Raw genomic sequence first — 15,292 nt, 5'->3', positions numbered from 1 at the left:
AAGGCTGGAATCTTTTTACTCGTCTAAGAGAACCATACGCAAATTGAATTCTCCAAAACACCAAAAGTTTATTTCTAAAACCGGAATATTTAAATAATGTTAGCGTCGTTATTTGAGACAATTATATTTAACACTTTACTTGGTTGACTTTAATAAGCCATTCAAGGTATTTCTAAATTGATCACTATTCCAATCTGCAGCACCTACTTTTTTAATTATAATCTTACCGTTAGCATCAATTAAATATGTAGTCGGAATACTAGTTGAAGATAACGAAATAGGCCTACTTTTCTGCTCAAAATATACAGGAAAATCATACTTATTTTTAAGCAAGAAATTCGCAATTTTTTCTTGATCTTCATTAGTCACTAATACAAACTCAATTTTATCAGCATAGTCAATATATAATGAATGTAAACTTGGCATTTCAGCAACACAAGGTGGACACCAAGTGGCCCAAAAATTTACAAGAACGACTTTACCCCTGGTATTATTAAAATCAAATAGGTTGCCATCCTTATCAATCAATTTCCAATCGTAATCAGACAAGATTACTTGATCTTCTACATCTAGTTCGGTAGGACTAAAAGAGATGATTTTAGAAACAAAAACTCGAATATGAAATCCGACAGGGGTAAAAAGAATTATCCCTAAAACAATGATAAAAGTAAAATTTGTAAGCTGTTCTTTGGTAAACTTCATTACTGAGCAATGAGTTCTTTTAGAAGATTATGCACCTTTTTATTGTCCCAATCAGAAATAGCAGTCTGATGTACTCTGATAACACCACTTTTGTCTAGAACATAAGATCCTGGCGGATCTAAAACTTGAAGAGGACTTTCTTCACCTATTATTTGATACGTTAGTGGAAAAGTATATTTATTTTTAGCCATAAATTCCTCCACAGGTGCTTTCTCCTCATTTGTAATCAAGTAAAAATCAACAGTACCATTGTAGGTCTCATACAAATCTATTAAATCTTTCAATTGTGCTCTGGAAGGAAGGTGCCAAGAAGCCCAAAAGCTAATAACTACCACCTTTCCTTTCGATCTTTCAAAATTGAAATAATCCCAATTTTCATCTTTTAACTTCCAATTATAATCAGAGATTTTACCTCCGTTTTCAGTTTCAATAATTGTTGGAGAAGGGGCCACTAGGCGATTTAACTGAAGTTTACTAAACTCGCCTAAAGGTGTGACAAAAAAAGAAAGTACCAAAGCGATAATTAGAAGAGTGAAAACCGTTTGTTTTTTCATAGAGGGACTTTAACTTTTGAACTCTCTCAAAACTAAAAAACTCCCGAAGATTATCGGGAGTTTTTCTAAACTATTTGAGATATTATATCTACGACGCGTTCTCTCGCTTAATAACGTTGAGAGCCGAACCTTCTCGGTACCATCCAATTTGCGCTTCATTATAGGTATGATTTGCAAGAATAGTGTCTTTACTACCATCTGCGTGAACGACTTCTATTGTTAGGGGTTTTCCTGCAGAAAAATCAGCAATATCAACGAAGTTGAAGGTATCATCTTCTTGGATTAAATCATAATCACTTTCGTTGGCAAAGGTTAATCCTAACATTCCTTGCTTCTTCAAATTTGTTTCGTGAATACGAGCGAATGATTTTACAATTACAGCTGCTACACCTAAGTGACGAGGCTCCATCGCAGCATGTTCTCTTGAAGAACCTTCTCCGTAGTTATGATCTCCAACAACGATCGTTCTTACACCAGCAGCTTTGTAAGCACGTGCCGCATCAGGAACTCCTGAAAATTCACCTGTTAATTGGTTTTTGATAAAATTGGTCTTCTTACCAAAAGCATTCACAGCTCCTATTAAACAGTTATTCGAAATATTATCTAAGTGACCTCTATAACGCAACCAAGGTCCCGCCATTGAAATATGATCTGTTGTACACTTACCAAAGGCTTTAATTAACAACTTTGCTCCTTGTAGCTCGCTATCTTCAATTGGGACAAAGGGTTCTAGTAACTGCAAACGTTCAGAATCTTCGGCCACTTTGACAACTACACCAGAGCCATCTTCGTCTGGCGCCAAAAAGCCCGCATCCTCGACTTCAAAACCTTTTGGAGGCAATTCCCATCCTGTTGGCTCATCAAACCTTACTTCCTCTCCGTTTTCACTAATCAAGCTATCGGTCATTGGATTAAAATCCAAACGACCAGCAATCGCTATTGCCGCCGTAATCTCAGGAGAAGCTACAAAAGCATGTGTATTTGGGTTTCCATCAGCACGTTTGGCAAAGTTTCTATTGAACGAATGCACAATACTATTCTTGGGTGCATTCTTTGGATCACTATATCTCGCCCATTGTCCAATACAAGGGCCACATGCATTCGTAAATATCTTAGCATCTAATTGTTCAAAGACATCTAAAATACCATCTCTTTCAGCGGTAAAACGTACTTGCTCAGAACCTGGATTGATACCAAGTTCTGATTTCATTTTTAAACCTTTATCTAAGGCCTGTTGGGCAATTGAAGATGCCCTTGATAAATCTTCATAAGAAGAGTTAGTACAAGAACCTATAAGACCCCATTCGACTTGAAGAGGCCAGTCATTTTTAGTAGCCTTCTCTGTCATTGCATCACCAACAGCAGTTGATAAATCTGGTGTAAAAGGACCATTCAATAATGGATTCAATTCCGTTAAATCGATTTCAATCAACTGATCGAAATACTGCTCTGGGTTTGCATACACCTCAGCATCTGCAGTCAAATATTCCTTAACTTCATTTGCAGCATCTGCAACATCAGCTCTTTCGGTCGCTCTCAAATAGCGCTCCATTGACTCATCATAACCAAAAGTAGAGGTGGTTGCACCAATTTCTGCACCCATATTACAAATGGTTCCTTTACCTGTACAAGATAAAGCTATGGCACCTGGGCCAAAATATTCTACAATTGCCCCAGTTCCACCTTTTGCAGTTAGAATCTCAGCAACCTTTAAAATAACATCTTTAGGCGCTGTCCAACCAGAAATTGTTCCAGTTAGTTTTACACCTATTAATTTGGGAAATTTCAACTCCCAAGCCATTCCTGCCATAACATCAACAGCGTCAGCACCTCCTACTCCAATAGCTACCATTCCTAATCCACCAGCATTAACCGTATGTGAATCGGTACCTATCATCATCCCACCAGGAAAAGCATAATTCTCTAGAACTACTTGGTGAATAATTCCTGCTCCAGGTTTCCAAAAACCAATTCCGTATTTATTAGAAACCGATTCAAGAAAATTAAAAACTTCAGCACTTGTGTTGTTTGCAGATTTTAAATCTGCTGCTGCCCCACTCTTAGCTTGAATAAGGTGATCACAATGTACGGTAGTTGGTACAGCAACTTTTGGCTTTCCCGCTTGCATAAACTGCAATAAAGCCATTTGTGCGGTTGCATCTTGACATGCAATACGATCTGGCGCAAAGTCTACATAATCTTTCCCTCTGGTAAATTCCTTAGAAGGAACTCCGTCCCATAGGTGAGAGTATAAAATCTTTTCAGACAGTGTTAATGGTTTGCCGACAATTTCACGAGCCTTATCGACTCTTTCGGCCATTCTGGCGTAAACGCCTTTGATCATATCGATATCAAATGCCATTCTATGAGAATTTTAGTTAATTGCAATTTTACGAAAATAAGAAAATACTAAGGGGTAATAAAATTTTTAGAGAAGGATTAATAGGCCATCATGAAAATGTTAATTTACATATGCTTCATTTACAGAAATGGCAATATTTTAAGTAAAAATACAACTAGTTACTAACTAGTAGATTATAAAAGTTTGGCGATAATATCTTCCTCAGAAATACCTTCGGCCTCAGCTTTGTAATTCTTAATGATTCGATGTCTTAAGATTCCCATTGCAACAGCTTTTACATCTTCTATATCTGGAGAGAATTTACCGGTAATTGCTGCATGAGCTTTAGCGCCTAAGACTAAATTTTGGGAAGCTCGCGGACCTGCACCCCAATCGATATATTGTTTTACAAAATCAGAAGCAGTCTCTAAATTCGGTCGTGTACTATTTACCAAATTTACAGCATATTCCACCACATTATCTGGCACAGGAATACGACGCACCAAATGCTGCACCTCTAAAATTTCTTCTGCACTAAAAAGTTTATTTACAGTTGGTGTACTATCATCAGTTGTAGCTTTTACAACTTGAATTTCTTCTGATATAGAAGGATATTTCAATTCTATCGCAAACATGAAACGGTCTAGCTGCGCTTCTGGTAAAGGATATGTTCCCTCTTGCTCAATGGGGTTTTGAGTTGCCAAAACAAAATAGGGAAGATCTAACATGTATTGCTGCCCCGAAATGGTTACCGCTCTTTCTTGCATTGCCTCTAAAAGTGCAGCCTGTGTTTTGGGGGGAGTTCTGTTAATCTCATCTGCAAGAATGATATTGGCGAAAATAGGTCCCTTAATAAATTTGAAATTTCGACTTTGATCTAAGACTTCACTACCCAAAATATCACTTGGCATTAAGTCAGGTGTAAACTGAATTCTTTTGAAATCAAGTCCCAAAGTTTGAGCGATCGTATTTACCATAAGGGTTTTAGCCAAACCCGGAACACCTATCAATAAAGAGTGACCTCCTGTGTAAATTGACAACAGAATTTGGTCAATTACTTCATGTTGTCCAATAATAATCTTTGCAATTTCTTGCTTGAGGTCTTGGTGTTTGGTAACGAGGTTATTTATAGCGGTAACGTCTGACATCAATTACTCTTTAACCCAATTGTTAGCAAATTCACAATCACGGTTTCCTTCGTTTAAGGTGATGTACGTGTCTTCTATATGTTCATCCATCCATTTCTTGATAGCATTGTACTGCTTTTCTGTTTTTGCTAATTGCTGAATCTTAATATAATCTTGGGCAAAGTCCGCTACATGTTCATCATAACGATTCGTAATCTTCATGATTTTGTATTTTGGAGGCCCACCGCGAGGATCTTTTTCAAAAAGAGGTAAAGAAATTTCATCATCCTCCAAATTTCGAACCTGATTATACAACTCAGGATCCATTTTTGTTAATTCAAATCGTGGACCAAAATCTTGAGGGTTTCGAAGTTTCCCTCCATCAAATTTGGTTTCCTTTTGGTCAGAAAAATTCAAAGCAGCTTCCTCAAAAGTATACTTTCCATCCATAATATTTTGACGAATACTATCTAACTCTACCTTTAATTTATCTAACGCTGATTGTGTTATTTCTGGTTGAAGCAAAATATGACGCACATCTCTTTCTTGACCTCGTATTTTTTCTACTTTCATGATATGCCATCCGAACTGTGTTTCAAAAGGTTCTGAAATTTCTCCTTCTTGTAACACAAAGGCCATATCTTTGAATCTGGCAACGTAACCAGACTCTTTGGTTACACTAGGAATCGCTCCTCCTTTCGATTTTGAAGGGCCTTGAGAATATAAAATTGCCTTTACATTAAAACTGGCGTCATTATCTTCAACATCAGCTTTTATTTTGTTTAATTTATCTATTACTTTTTGAATCTCATCCTGAGAAGGTTTTGGCTCTTTAACAATTTGAGCGATCTCCATTTCTGCTCCAATAACAGGTCGCTCACTCTCAGGTATTTTATTAAAAAATTGACGTACTTCTTCAGGTGTAATTTCTATTTCAGAGACGATACTTTGCTGCATCTTTTCTGACAACATACGCAACTTATTGATCTTGTAAAGCTCTTCACGAAAATCAGCTTCATTATCCTTCTTGTAGTACTTCAATACTTTTTCCATAGATCCAATCTGCTGCACTAAAGATTGTAATTGCCGATCTCCTGTGAGATTAACTTCATCATCAGAAACTAAAATACTATCTTGAACCGCTTGGTGGGCATAAAGCCTATCCTCCATAAGTTTCCCCAAAAGACCACATCTTGTTACATCTTCTGTTGAAGCGCCCTGATTTCTTAGATCTATCAAAGTCTTATCAATATCAGAATCTAAAATCACGTAGTCCCCAATTACAGCGGCAATTCCATCTAACTTCACTTTCTTAAAATTATTGGTACTGTCTTTATTGATGCTGGTATTTTCAACTGTCATTTCAGGTGGCTCCAAATTGGTGTCTGGCACTACTATTGAATCTGTTTGAGCATAGCCAAAACCACAAACAGATATTAGTACTAAAATAGTCGCAACTTTAATCCTCTTGTACATATACTTCAAATTCGTTTTGTTTAATTGCTTCATCGATTACTTCCGTTTCTAAGCGTCTGATGTAATCTAATTTTCTTCGATTTATTAAAACTTGCTTTATCGTAGGTTCAATAAAAGATAAAGGGGCAATATCATTAATCTGAAGTACCCCTGTAACCTTTGCCAAATATACCCCTAATGCATCCTCCAATTCAAAAAATTGGGATTTTTTTAAGTATTTGCCTTGATTTTCAAGGGTTAAAGGAGGTATTTCTGATATAACTCTAGAAGCACTTACCCAAATAGAATCATTGAAATTCAGTTTATTAAATTGAACTCCTATAGAGTCTAAATAGGCGATATCTTTTTTTCGAAAACTCTTTAATCGCTTGATTACCTCATCTTTATTCAAAAAGCGCTTCGGTAAATGTATAAAGCGAATTTTGACTATTCTTTCTTGAAGTCTAAAATTCTCTTTTTCCTTCTCGTAAAAACGCTTCATTTGAGAATCGCTAACCATAGAGTCAGCCGCCTGTTGCACTAGAGCATCTTTGTAGGCCCGTGTATATAAATCTGTTTGGTAATTTGAAACAAGTTCGTCGAATTCAGCTAGTTTGGATTCCGGAAGGTTGATTTTCGCCTTTGAAAGTAATAACTGTTTTGACGCCCAATTATTAATAAAATTTGTCACAATGGTCGTGCTATCACCTTTTGTCATACCATCGTACAACAAGGGAGCAATATCTTCTTTGTACAAATAATTTTCACCAACTCTAGCTATTGGCGCATTTTCATCTGCATCCTTTAGAAAAGAACCGCATGAACTCAAAATGAGTAAAGCAAGAATAGTGGTTAAACTAGGGGCTAGTGTTTTCCGTTTCTTTAAAAACATCCCGCAAAAATAACAATTATCACCGCTCTCACAAGAGCTCGCACTAATGATTAACAGATTTTTATAATGCCTTCAAAGAATTTCCTAAATTCGTTAACATAAGCTATCAAAAGCCATGGATCGAAAAATCAAACTCATTTGGGACTTTAGAGGACCCGCTGCGGCTAAAACAGCAGAGCATCACGAAAAACACCTTAAAGAATACATTGCAATTGAGAAGTTGGAATTGAATATTACAGGATTTCAACATCAAAACGACATGTACAGTTTTGCTTACATGGTAACCGAAGAATCAAATATGATCAAACTTCGCGATGTGTTAAAACCTCATCGAGGTGAGGTTTACCAAGATTAAACTTAGGTTCTAGACCATGCTAAAAAAAATAATCTTATTCTTCCTTTCAGTTATTCTTTTTTCTTGTGGAAGTCAAGAAAAAGTAGATACAAGAAATCCACTCGAAACTGTCTTAGCTTCTCAAAATCCTAATATCAAAATGGTAATGGATAGTGTTCGTCAGTACGCTGTTCAAATTAAGTTTACCCAAATTGAAAGAAAAAATGGAAATATTTCTTTTAGAGATTACAATTTTCAGGTTGATTCTTCGAGGTATTTTTATCCCGCAAGTACGGTGAAATTCCCAGTCGCTTTATTGACCCTGTCTAAATTAAATGATATTGACGGGGTGGATAGAAATACCAAGTTTTATGTTGAGGGAGATACTTTAGAAACCACCTTTGCGCGAGAAATTGAAAAGATCTTCGCAGTAAGCGATAACCAATCTTACAATCGGCTCTTTGAGTTTTTGGGGCAGGATTATATAAACAGTGAACTATCGCAAATTCCATTTGGACCAATTCGTATTTCGCATCGGGTATCTACACCTGATTCAGATGAAATTACGACACGACCTTTGATCGTATATCAAAATGACAGTACCACCACCACATTTCCAAATACCATAAATACTTCTGCGCAACCCCTAGCACTAAAAGATATAGAAAAAGGTTTGGGCTATATTGATGGAGATTCTCTAATGCAAGAAGCTTTTGATTTTAGTTTAAAGAATTACTATCCGATTGAAACACAACATCAATTACTTAAAACAGTTATGTTTCCTGCGAAATTTCAATCAGATGAAAAAATCAATCTTACTCAAGAACAACTTGATTTTGTACTTAAGGCAATGCGTACACTTCCAAAAAATACGGGTTATGATGCTGACATATACTACGACGGTTATTGCAAATTTTTCATGTACGGAGACACTAAGGAGAACATTCCAGAGCATATAAAAATCTATAATAAAGTTGGTGACGCCTACGGAACGCTAACAGACTGCGCCTACATTCAGGACAGCAAAAACAATGTGGAATTCTTATTGACAGCAACGATTCTAGTAAATAAAAATGGTGTTTTTAATGATAACAACTATGAATACGACGAGATAGGTTTTCCTTTTTTGGCGGAGCTAGGTAGAGAATTGTACAACTATGAATTGAATCGTAAAAAATGATATGTAATGGAAAAGTTAAGTTTTGATTCCTTTACCAAAAAAATTTACATCAAATCTTCCCTGGAAAAAATATACTGGTGCTGGGCTACAACAGAGGGAATCTCTTCTTGGTTTCTTCGGAAAGCAGAATACAAAGATAAAAATGGGCAACTGCGGGGTCTTGAAGCACAAGTACAAGCTGGTGACGCTTATACTTGGGAATGGCACAATTGGGATGGTCAGGAAAAAGGAAAAGTGCTTGAAGCTAATGGAACGAATTTTATAGAAATCTTATTTGCCAACCCAAGTAAAGTTTCCATTTGTTTAGAAGATAAAGGTACAGCCGTATTAGTTACTTTGAAACAATATGATATTCCTTTAGATGAGAAGAGCATGCTCGACATTCACCATGGCTGCAGCAATGGGTGGACGTTTTGGCTGGCTAATTTAAAAGCGTACCTCGAACATGGCATTCTACTCAATGAAACCGAATTTGATTTGAGAGACATTCCCCTAGCTGGTTATCAGTTTGTAAATATGTGATTAAATTTAGTTGTTCTGAGAGAACTAAATCCACTTAAACTTGCCACACATTTTGTAAATGAAGAAAAATCTATCCTTACCAACTCCAACCTACGATTGGCTTACAGACCCATCTGTTTTCAATATCGGCCAAGAACCCCCTGCTTCATTTAGACACCAAGAATTTAATGAACACAATAGTATTTGTCTTAACGGAGAATGGAATTTTCTATGGACCGAAAACAAAAAGAACCTACCTGAGAACTTCGAAAAACTAGGTTTTGACACTTCTCAATGGAATACAATTCAAGTTCCAGCGAATTGGGAAATCAATGGCTATGGCATTCCTATTTATGTGAATGATAGATATCCGTTCGAAAAGAATCCACCTTTCGTGCCAGAAAATAACCCTACTGGTGTTTATAAGAGAAAGGTGCAAATTCCCTCGAATTGGGAAAACAAGCAAGTTTTTTTGGTTATAGGTGCGATTAAATCAGCAGCTTATTTTTGGGTTAACGGAGATTTCATTGGATACAATCAAGACAGTAAAACAGAAGTCATTTTCGATGTCACCAATTATGCTAATTCGGAAATAGAGATTACCATTCAAGCCTTCCGTTGGTGCGATGGCAGTTATTTAGAATGTCAAGATTTTTGGCGATTAAGTGGCATAGAACGCGATGTATATTTGATAGCTAGAAATAAAACCTTTATCGCTGATCACAAAACTCATGCAACTTTAAAGAACGATTACAAAGATGGTAAGCTTGTACTAATTTTAAAGATCAAGAATACTACTAAAAAAATTTCAGAGGGTGAGGTAACCCTTGTAATAAGCAATGCATTGGGAAGAAATTCTAAAATTCATTCAGCTTCCTTTTCGTGTCCTCCAAAAGGAGATATCGATGTTGAAATGCACCTTTTATTACCCGAAATAGAAACTTGGAGCGAAGAAAATCCACATTTATACAAGCTATCGATAGAACTTTTAGAAAACAGTATACCTGTTGATAAAATTGAAAACAAGATTGGTTTTCGAACCATTGAAATCCTAAAAAATCAACTTTGCATTAATGGTAAACCGCTAACTTTAAGAGGAGTCAATCGTCATGAACATGACCAACACACGGGTCACGTCATCACAACTCAGAGTATGATTGACGATATCTTATTGATGAAAAAATTCAACATCAATGCGGTACGAAATAGTCATTATCCGAATCATTCGGAATGGTACAAACTCTGTGACGAATACGGACTTTACATGATCGATGAAGCCAACATCGAAAGTCATGGCATGGGCTATGAGGAAGAAAGTCTGGCAAAAGATAGCGATTGGCAAGAGGCGCATTTAGACCGCATAAAACGCATGTACCACCGTAGTAAAAATCACTGTTCAATTATCATTTGGTCTATGGGTAATGAGGCCGGAAATGGAATCAATTTTAAGGTAGCCTACAACTGGTTAAAAAAACAAGATACTTCGCGCCCCATTCAATATGAGCAATCCATGGAGGACGCAAATACAGATATCGTTTGCCCCATGTATCCTACTCCCGAACATGTTGAGGATTATGCCAAAAATAGAGGCGACCGCCCATTTATAATGTGTGAGTACTCACACGCAATGGGAAACAGCAATGGCAACCTAAAAGAATACTGGGATCTGATTAACCAATACGATTGTCTGCAAGGCGGTTTTATTTGGGATTGGATGGATCAAGGTTTGGTTACTCAGAAAGATGGTAAAGAGTTCTGGGCGTTTGGGGGAGATTTTGGTCCATCGGATATTCCCAGCGATGGAAATTTTTGTATCAACGGATTACTTTGGCCTGACAGAACCTCCAAACCAGCTATGGAGGAAGTTAAGAAGTTGTATGCTCCAGTGAAATTCAGCTTGGGAGATATTGAAAATAGAAAATTAAAAATTAAAAATGAGTGGTTATTTACTTCACTGAAAAGCTGTCATTTGGAATGGAATATTTCTACAGAGGTAGGGGTAAACCATCAAGGGAAATTTCAATTAAATACGAAAGCAGATTCTGAAGAAATACTAGCGCTCCCCTACTCCTCATCCAATTTAGATCGGCAACTTGATCATTTTCTAAATATTTCTATTGTTGCAGATAAATACGAGGAATGGGCAGAAAAAGGGCTTGTCATAGCAAGAGAGCAATTCAAAATTGTAGATGGGGAAATCCAAATACAAACGGATATCTATAAAAGTAAAAACTGTATTTCAAGAACGAATAGCTATTGGACATTAGCTGACGATGAAATCCAAACTCAGATTGACAGCCAGACAGGTTTACTTACTTCTGTCTCTTCAAAAGAGAAAGAGCTGCTTTTAGAACCTGTAATGCCAAACTTTTGGAGACCACCGGTGGATAATGATTTTGGATGGGAGATGACTAAAAAGTGTGCCTTTTGGAAAACTGCTGCCCAAAACCTAAAGTTGATTTCGTTGGCAGGAAGTCTAAATTCAATTACCGCAAAGTTCAATCTTGGAGAAAAGGATGCCGAAGTCCATTTGACATATCGTTTAATTGACGAGGGAAAATTATCGATTACAGCCGAGCTAAAAGTATTGAAGTCTTTACCAATTTTACCGAGGTTTGGACTTTATCTCAATCTTGATGATGACTTCTCAAACTTGCAATGGTATGGTCGTGGACCTTTTGAAAACTATCCTGACAGAAAATATGCTACTCATATTGACACCCATCAAGCAACAGTTTCCGAGCAATATGTGCCCTATATTTCCAATCAAGAAAACGGAGCAAAACAAGATTGTAAATGGATTAAACTGGAAGATAAAGAAGGTAGACATTTGAAGGTTAGCACATACGACTCCTTCGGGTTCAGTGCATTGGATTATAGTCCCAAACAATTGAATCGAACGGAAAGAGATCAAGGTCGAGACTACGAACTCATAAAAGAGGGTGGCGTTCATTTATGTATCGACCATAAGCATATGGGACTTGGTGGAATCGATTCATGGCTTACTGCTCCCATGGAAAAATATCAGATTGAACCTAAGAACTATTCTTTCACTATATTTATCGAAATCGACTAAACTCAAACAAATAGCCCCATGGAAAGTACCATCTCGAACATTGACATTGGCATTGTCATCTCCTACTTCCTTATCGTTTTATTTATTGGTTTATGGATTTCCAGAAAAACAAAAACAGGTGAAGACCTCTTTTTAGGAGGACGTACTTTCGGATGGGGAATCATAGGACTATCATTGTTTGCATCCAACATTTCTGGTTCCACCATAGTAGGTTTGGCTGGAGCCGCATATACAACCGGAATTGTAAATTCAGTCTATGAATGGATGTCCGGTCTACCGCTAATCATTGCAGCTCTAATTTTCATTCCATTATACCTTAGAAGCAAAATCACCACGATTCCCGAATTTTTGCAACTTCGTTTCGATAGAAGGTCTCAGAAGTTTTTCTCTATCATTACTATTTTCAGCACCATCATGATCGAGACTGCCGGAGCTTTGTATGCAGGAAGTTTGGTACTGCAAACGTTCTTTCCAGATTTAGTGATGTGGCAGACTTCACTGGTCTTAGCCGTTATAGCTGGTATTTATACCGCTGGCGGAGGGCTCAAAGCGGTTGTTTATACGGATGCTATTCAAGCAGTCATATTAATCGTAGGGTGTAGTATTATCACTTGGATTCTCTTTGGTAAATTAGATTATGATTGGGCTCGTGTTGTAGCAGCTGCTCCTGAAGGCCACTTCTCGGTGGTACAACCTTTAGATGATGAAGGTCTTCCATGGCCGGGTTTATTAATGGGCGTTCCCTTTTTAGGATTTTGGTATTGGTCGACCAACCAGTATATCTTCCAGCGTGTATTGGGAGCTAAGGATATACAGCAAGCTCGCTGGGGAGTAATTTTTGCAGGGTTTTTAAAAATTATTCCACTATTCATCATGGTAATTCCAGGAGCCATGGCAATCAGCTTATTCCCAGACATAGCCAATGGTGACCAAGTTTTTCCAACTTTAGTAACTAAGGTACTTCCAGTCGGATTGATTGGCCTCGTTTTAGCCGGTGTTATTTCTGCAATTATGTCAAGTGTTGATTCTGCCTTAAACTCTTCCTCCACCCTTTTGGTAATTGATTTTATAAAACCTGTCAAAAAAGATGTTACTGAAAAAGATATAGTAAAATATGGCCGAATTAGCACGCTGGTTTTTATGGTAATTGCAGCGCTGTGGGCACCACAAATTCAAAATTTTACAGGCCTTTGGGATTACCTGCAACAAATGTTCTCCATAATTGTACCACCAGTAGCGGTAATCTTTTTAGTCGGTGTTTTCTTTAAAAGAGGAAATGGAGACGGTGCGTTTTGGACATTAGTTTTAGGAACCTTAGCAGGAATAGGATTATTCGTTTTAGAGCAATTTGATATGTGGCATTTGCATTACACGATTAATGTTGGGTTAATGATTCTACTTTCTACAGTTATCTTTGTTGTTGTGAGTTTAATGACTCCAGCTCCTGATGCTGAAAAAATGAAGCTACTCACCTATCGCAAAGAATTATTGATGGATGGATTTGAAAATGTACCTTGGTATAAAAACTACATCTATCATATTATTGTTTTAGTAGTTGTTATCACCTACATCTTAATCTGGTTGTGGTAAAATATGAGTGAACCCAAACAAACTCGAATCAACAAATACCTCAGCGAAGTAGGCTATTGTTCGCGAAGAGCCGCCGATAAGTTAATTGAGCAAGGTCGAGTAACCATCAATGGAAAAGTCCCAGAAATGGGAACCAAAATTGTGGACGGAGATGATGTTCGCGTAGATGGAGAACCTGTTTCTAAATCTGAAGAAAAGCCTGTTTATCTCGCATTCAATAAACCCATCGGCATTGTTTGCACAACGGATACACGAGTTGAAAAAGATAACATTATTGACTTTATCAACTACCCAAAACGTATTTTTCCTATAGGTAGATTAGATAAACCCAGTGAGGGACTTATCTTTTTAACCAATGATGGAGACATCGTCAACAAGATATTGCGTGCTAGAAATGGACATGAAAAAGAATACATCGTTACGGTAGACAAACCAATTACAGCTGACTTTTTAAGAAAGATGAGAAATGGAGTTCCCATTCTCGATACGGTTACCAGAAAGTGTGAAGTTGAAGAAATCAGTAAATACCAATTCAAGATTATATTGACACAAGGTTTGAATCGGCAAATTCGGCGTATGTGTGAGTACTTAGAATATCGCGTGAAGAAATTAAGGCGCGTTCGTATAATGAACGTGAAGTTAGATATGCCTCTGGGAAAGTGGCGTGACCTTACTAAGGAAGAACTAAAGGAAATTAATCGATTGGTTTCAGATTCCTCGAAGATATCGGATGTCTAAGAATAAGAAAAGGACAAACCATTAAAAAATGCACGAATCATTTTGCAAGATACTGGAAGGGTATTGAAAGTGTTAATTCTGTTGCAATTCCATTGAATTTAAGCCTGTTTTGTTAATTTGTGTCATATTATCATGCTATGAAAAGTTACGAAAAGTGGTTTGTTTTGATAATTTCAGCGATTATCGTAATGAGCTGCATAAAGGAATCAGATGGACGTCCTATTAATGCAAATGCAAACGCTGAGTATGTTGGATGTGCAGGAGCCAGTTATGACGATTGGGAAACCTCTCCTTATGTTTTACCATTCCCAGTTGGAAAAACCTATTCTATAAATCTTGCCCATTGCAGTGGTTCATACCATGCCGGCGGTGAACCAGATCAATTTGCAATAGATTTCGATATGGGCCATGGTGCCGAGGTTACGGCTGCCAGAGATGGTGTAGTTGTTTTCGTTGAAGAATCAGGTTTTGATGGTGAATTTCCAAACAACAAGGTAGTCTTACAACACGAAGACAGAAGTCATACTCAGTATATGCATCTGACCTATCAAGGTGCCTTAGTTAGTAAGGGTCAGGTCGTAAAAAAAGGCGATGTTCTTGGTCTAACCGGCGCTACTGGACTTGCGGGCTATCCGCATTTGCATTTTGTTGCTACAGGGGGTAGATGGAAATACCCATATAGTTCTTTTCCTGTTACTTTTAGCAACACCTCTGAAAATACATTTAGTCTAGAACCAGGTAAAGTTTATACTGCCTTGGCCTACTGATATTAAAACCGGTTTTAACTAAAAATGTTTACATT

General features: G+C 37.3%; 13 protein-coding genes. 7 read left to right on the top strand and 6 right to left on the bottom strand.

Annotated features, from left to right (window positions below; translation table 11 throughout):
* Positions 1-135 precede the first annotated feature (135 nt).
* The 6 genes from ACKWCD_RS17475 to ACKWCD_RS17450 all read right to left on the bottom strand — a co-directional run bounded on the left by ACKWCD_RS17475 (position 136) and on the right by ACKWCD_RS17450 (position 7,071).
* Entirely contained in the window at positions 136-702 is a 567-nt protein-coding gene (locus ACKWCD_RS17475; protein WP_413985252.1) for a TlpA family protein disulfide reductase, read from the bottom strand.
* Complete coding sequence (locus ACKWCD_RS17470; RefSeq protein ID WP_413985251.1) at positions 702-1,256, bottom strand: TlpA family protein disulfide reductase; 555 nt, start codon at positions 1,254-1,256, stop codon at positions 702-704. The genes ACKWCD_RS17475 and ACKWCD_RS17470 overlap by 1 nt, the downstream gene beginning before the upstream one ends.
* 88 nt (positions 1,257-1,344) lie before the next feature.
* A complete protein-coding gene (locus ACKWCD_RS17465; RefSeq protein ID WP_413985250.1) occupies positions 1,345-3,618 on the bottom strand; it encodes an aconitate hydratase in 2,274 nt (757 codons plus the stop codon).
* Between the two features lie 173 nt (positions 3,619-3,791).
* Positions 3,792-4,745: an AAA family ATPase gene (locus ACKWCD_RS17460; RefSeq protein WP_413985249.1), complete on the bottom strand. Its 954-nt coding sequence runs from the start codon at positions 4,743-4,745 to the stop codon at positions 3,792-3,794.
* 3 nt (positions 4,746-4,748) lie between these two features.
* Positions 4,749-6,200, bottom strand: coding sequence for a peptidylprolyl isomerase (locus ACKWCD_RS17455; protein WP_413985248.1), 1,452 nt, complete (start codon positions 6,198-6,200; stop codon positions 4,749-4,751).
* On the bottom strand, positions 6,184-7,071 hold the full coding sequence (locus tag ACKWCD_RS17450) for a peptidyl-prolyl cis-trans isomerase (protein WP_413985247.1): 888 nt from the start codon (positions 7,069-7,071) through the stop codon (positions 6,184-6,186). Before ACKWCD_RS17450 ends, ACKWCD_RS17455 begins: the two co-directional genes overlap by 17 nt.
* 115 nt (positions 7,072-7,186) lie before the next feature.
* Between ACKWCD_RS17450 and ACKWCD_RS17445 the strand changes: the two genes are divergently transcribed.
* From ACKWCD_RS17445 to ACKWCD_RS17415, 7 genes are all read left to right on the top strand, one after another.
* Positions 7,187-7,426, top strand: a complete 240-nt coding sequence (locus ACKWCD_RS17445) for a hypothetical protein (protein WP_413985246.1) — start codon at positions 7,187-7,189, stop codon at positions 7,424-7,426.
* 16 nt (positions 7,427-7,442) lie between these two features.
* Positions 7,443-8,585, top strand: a complete 1,143-nt coding sequence (locus tag ACKWCD_RS17440) for a serine hydrolase (protein ID WP_413985245.1) — start codon at positions 7,443-7,445, stop codon at positions 8,583-8,585.
* 6 nt (positions 8,586-8,591) lie between these two features.
* On the top strand, positions 8,592-9,107 hold the full coding sequence (locus ACKWCD_RS17435) for an SRPBCC family protein (protein ID WP_413985244.1): 516 nt from the start codon (positions 8,592-8,594) through the stop codon (positions 9,105-9,107).
* Positions 9,108-9,165: 58 nt separating this feature from the next.
* Complete coding sequence (locus ACKWCD_RS17430) at positions 9,166-12,162, top strand: glycoside hydrolase family 2 TIM barrel-domain containing protein (protein ID WP_413985243.1); 2,997 nt, start codon at positions 9,166-9,168, stop codon at positions 12,160-12,162.
* 18 nt (positions 12,163-12,180) lie between these two features.
* Positions 12,181-13,752, top strand: a complete 1,572-nt coding sequence (locus ACKWCD_RS17425; RefSeq protein WP_413985242.1) for a sodium:solute symporter — start codon at positions 12,181-12,183, stop codon at positions 13,750-13,752.
* A 3-nt stretch (positions 13,753-13,755) separates the two neighbouring features.
* Positions 13,756-14,490 (top strand): 23S rRNA pseudouridine(2604) synthase RluF, encoded by a 735-nt coding sequence (gene rluF, locus ACKWCD_RS17420; protein WP_413985241.1) that lies wholly within the window; start codon positions 13,756-13,758, stop codon positions 14,488-14,490.
* Positions 14,491-14,627: 137 nt separating this feature from the next.
* Positions 14,628-15,257 carry a M23 family metallopeptidase gene (locus ACKWCD_RS17415; protein ID WP_413985240.1) on the top strand — a complete coding sequence of 210 codons (630 nt, stop codon included), beginning with the start codon at positions 14,628-14,630 and terminating at the stop codon, positions 15,255-15,257.
* The last annotated feature ends 35 nt before the right edge of the window (positions 15,258-15,292 follow it).

Source organism: Maribacter taeanensis, assembly GCF_047345145.1.
In the GTDB taxonomy this organism is placed as follows: Bacteria; Bacteroidota; Bacteroidia; order Flavobacteriales; family Flavobacteriaceae; genus Maribacter_C.
Note: the sequence above shows the minus strand (reverse complement) of the source record. Positions and strands in the feature narration are given on the sequence as shown.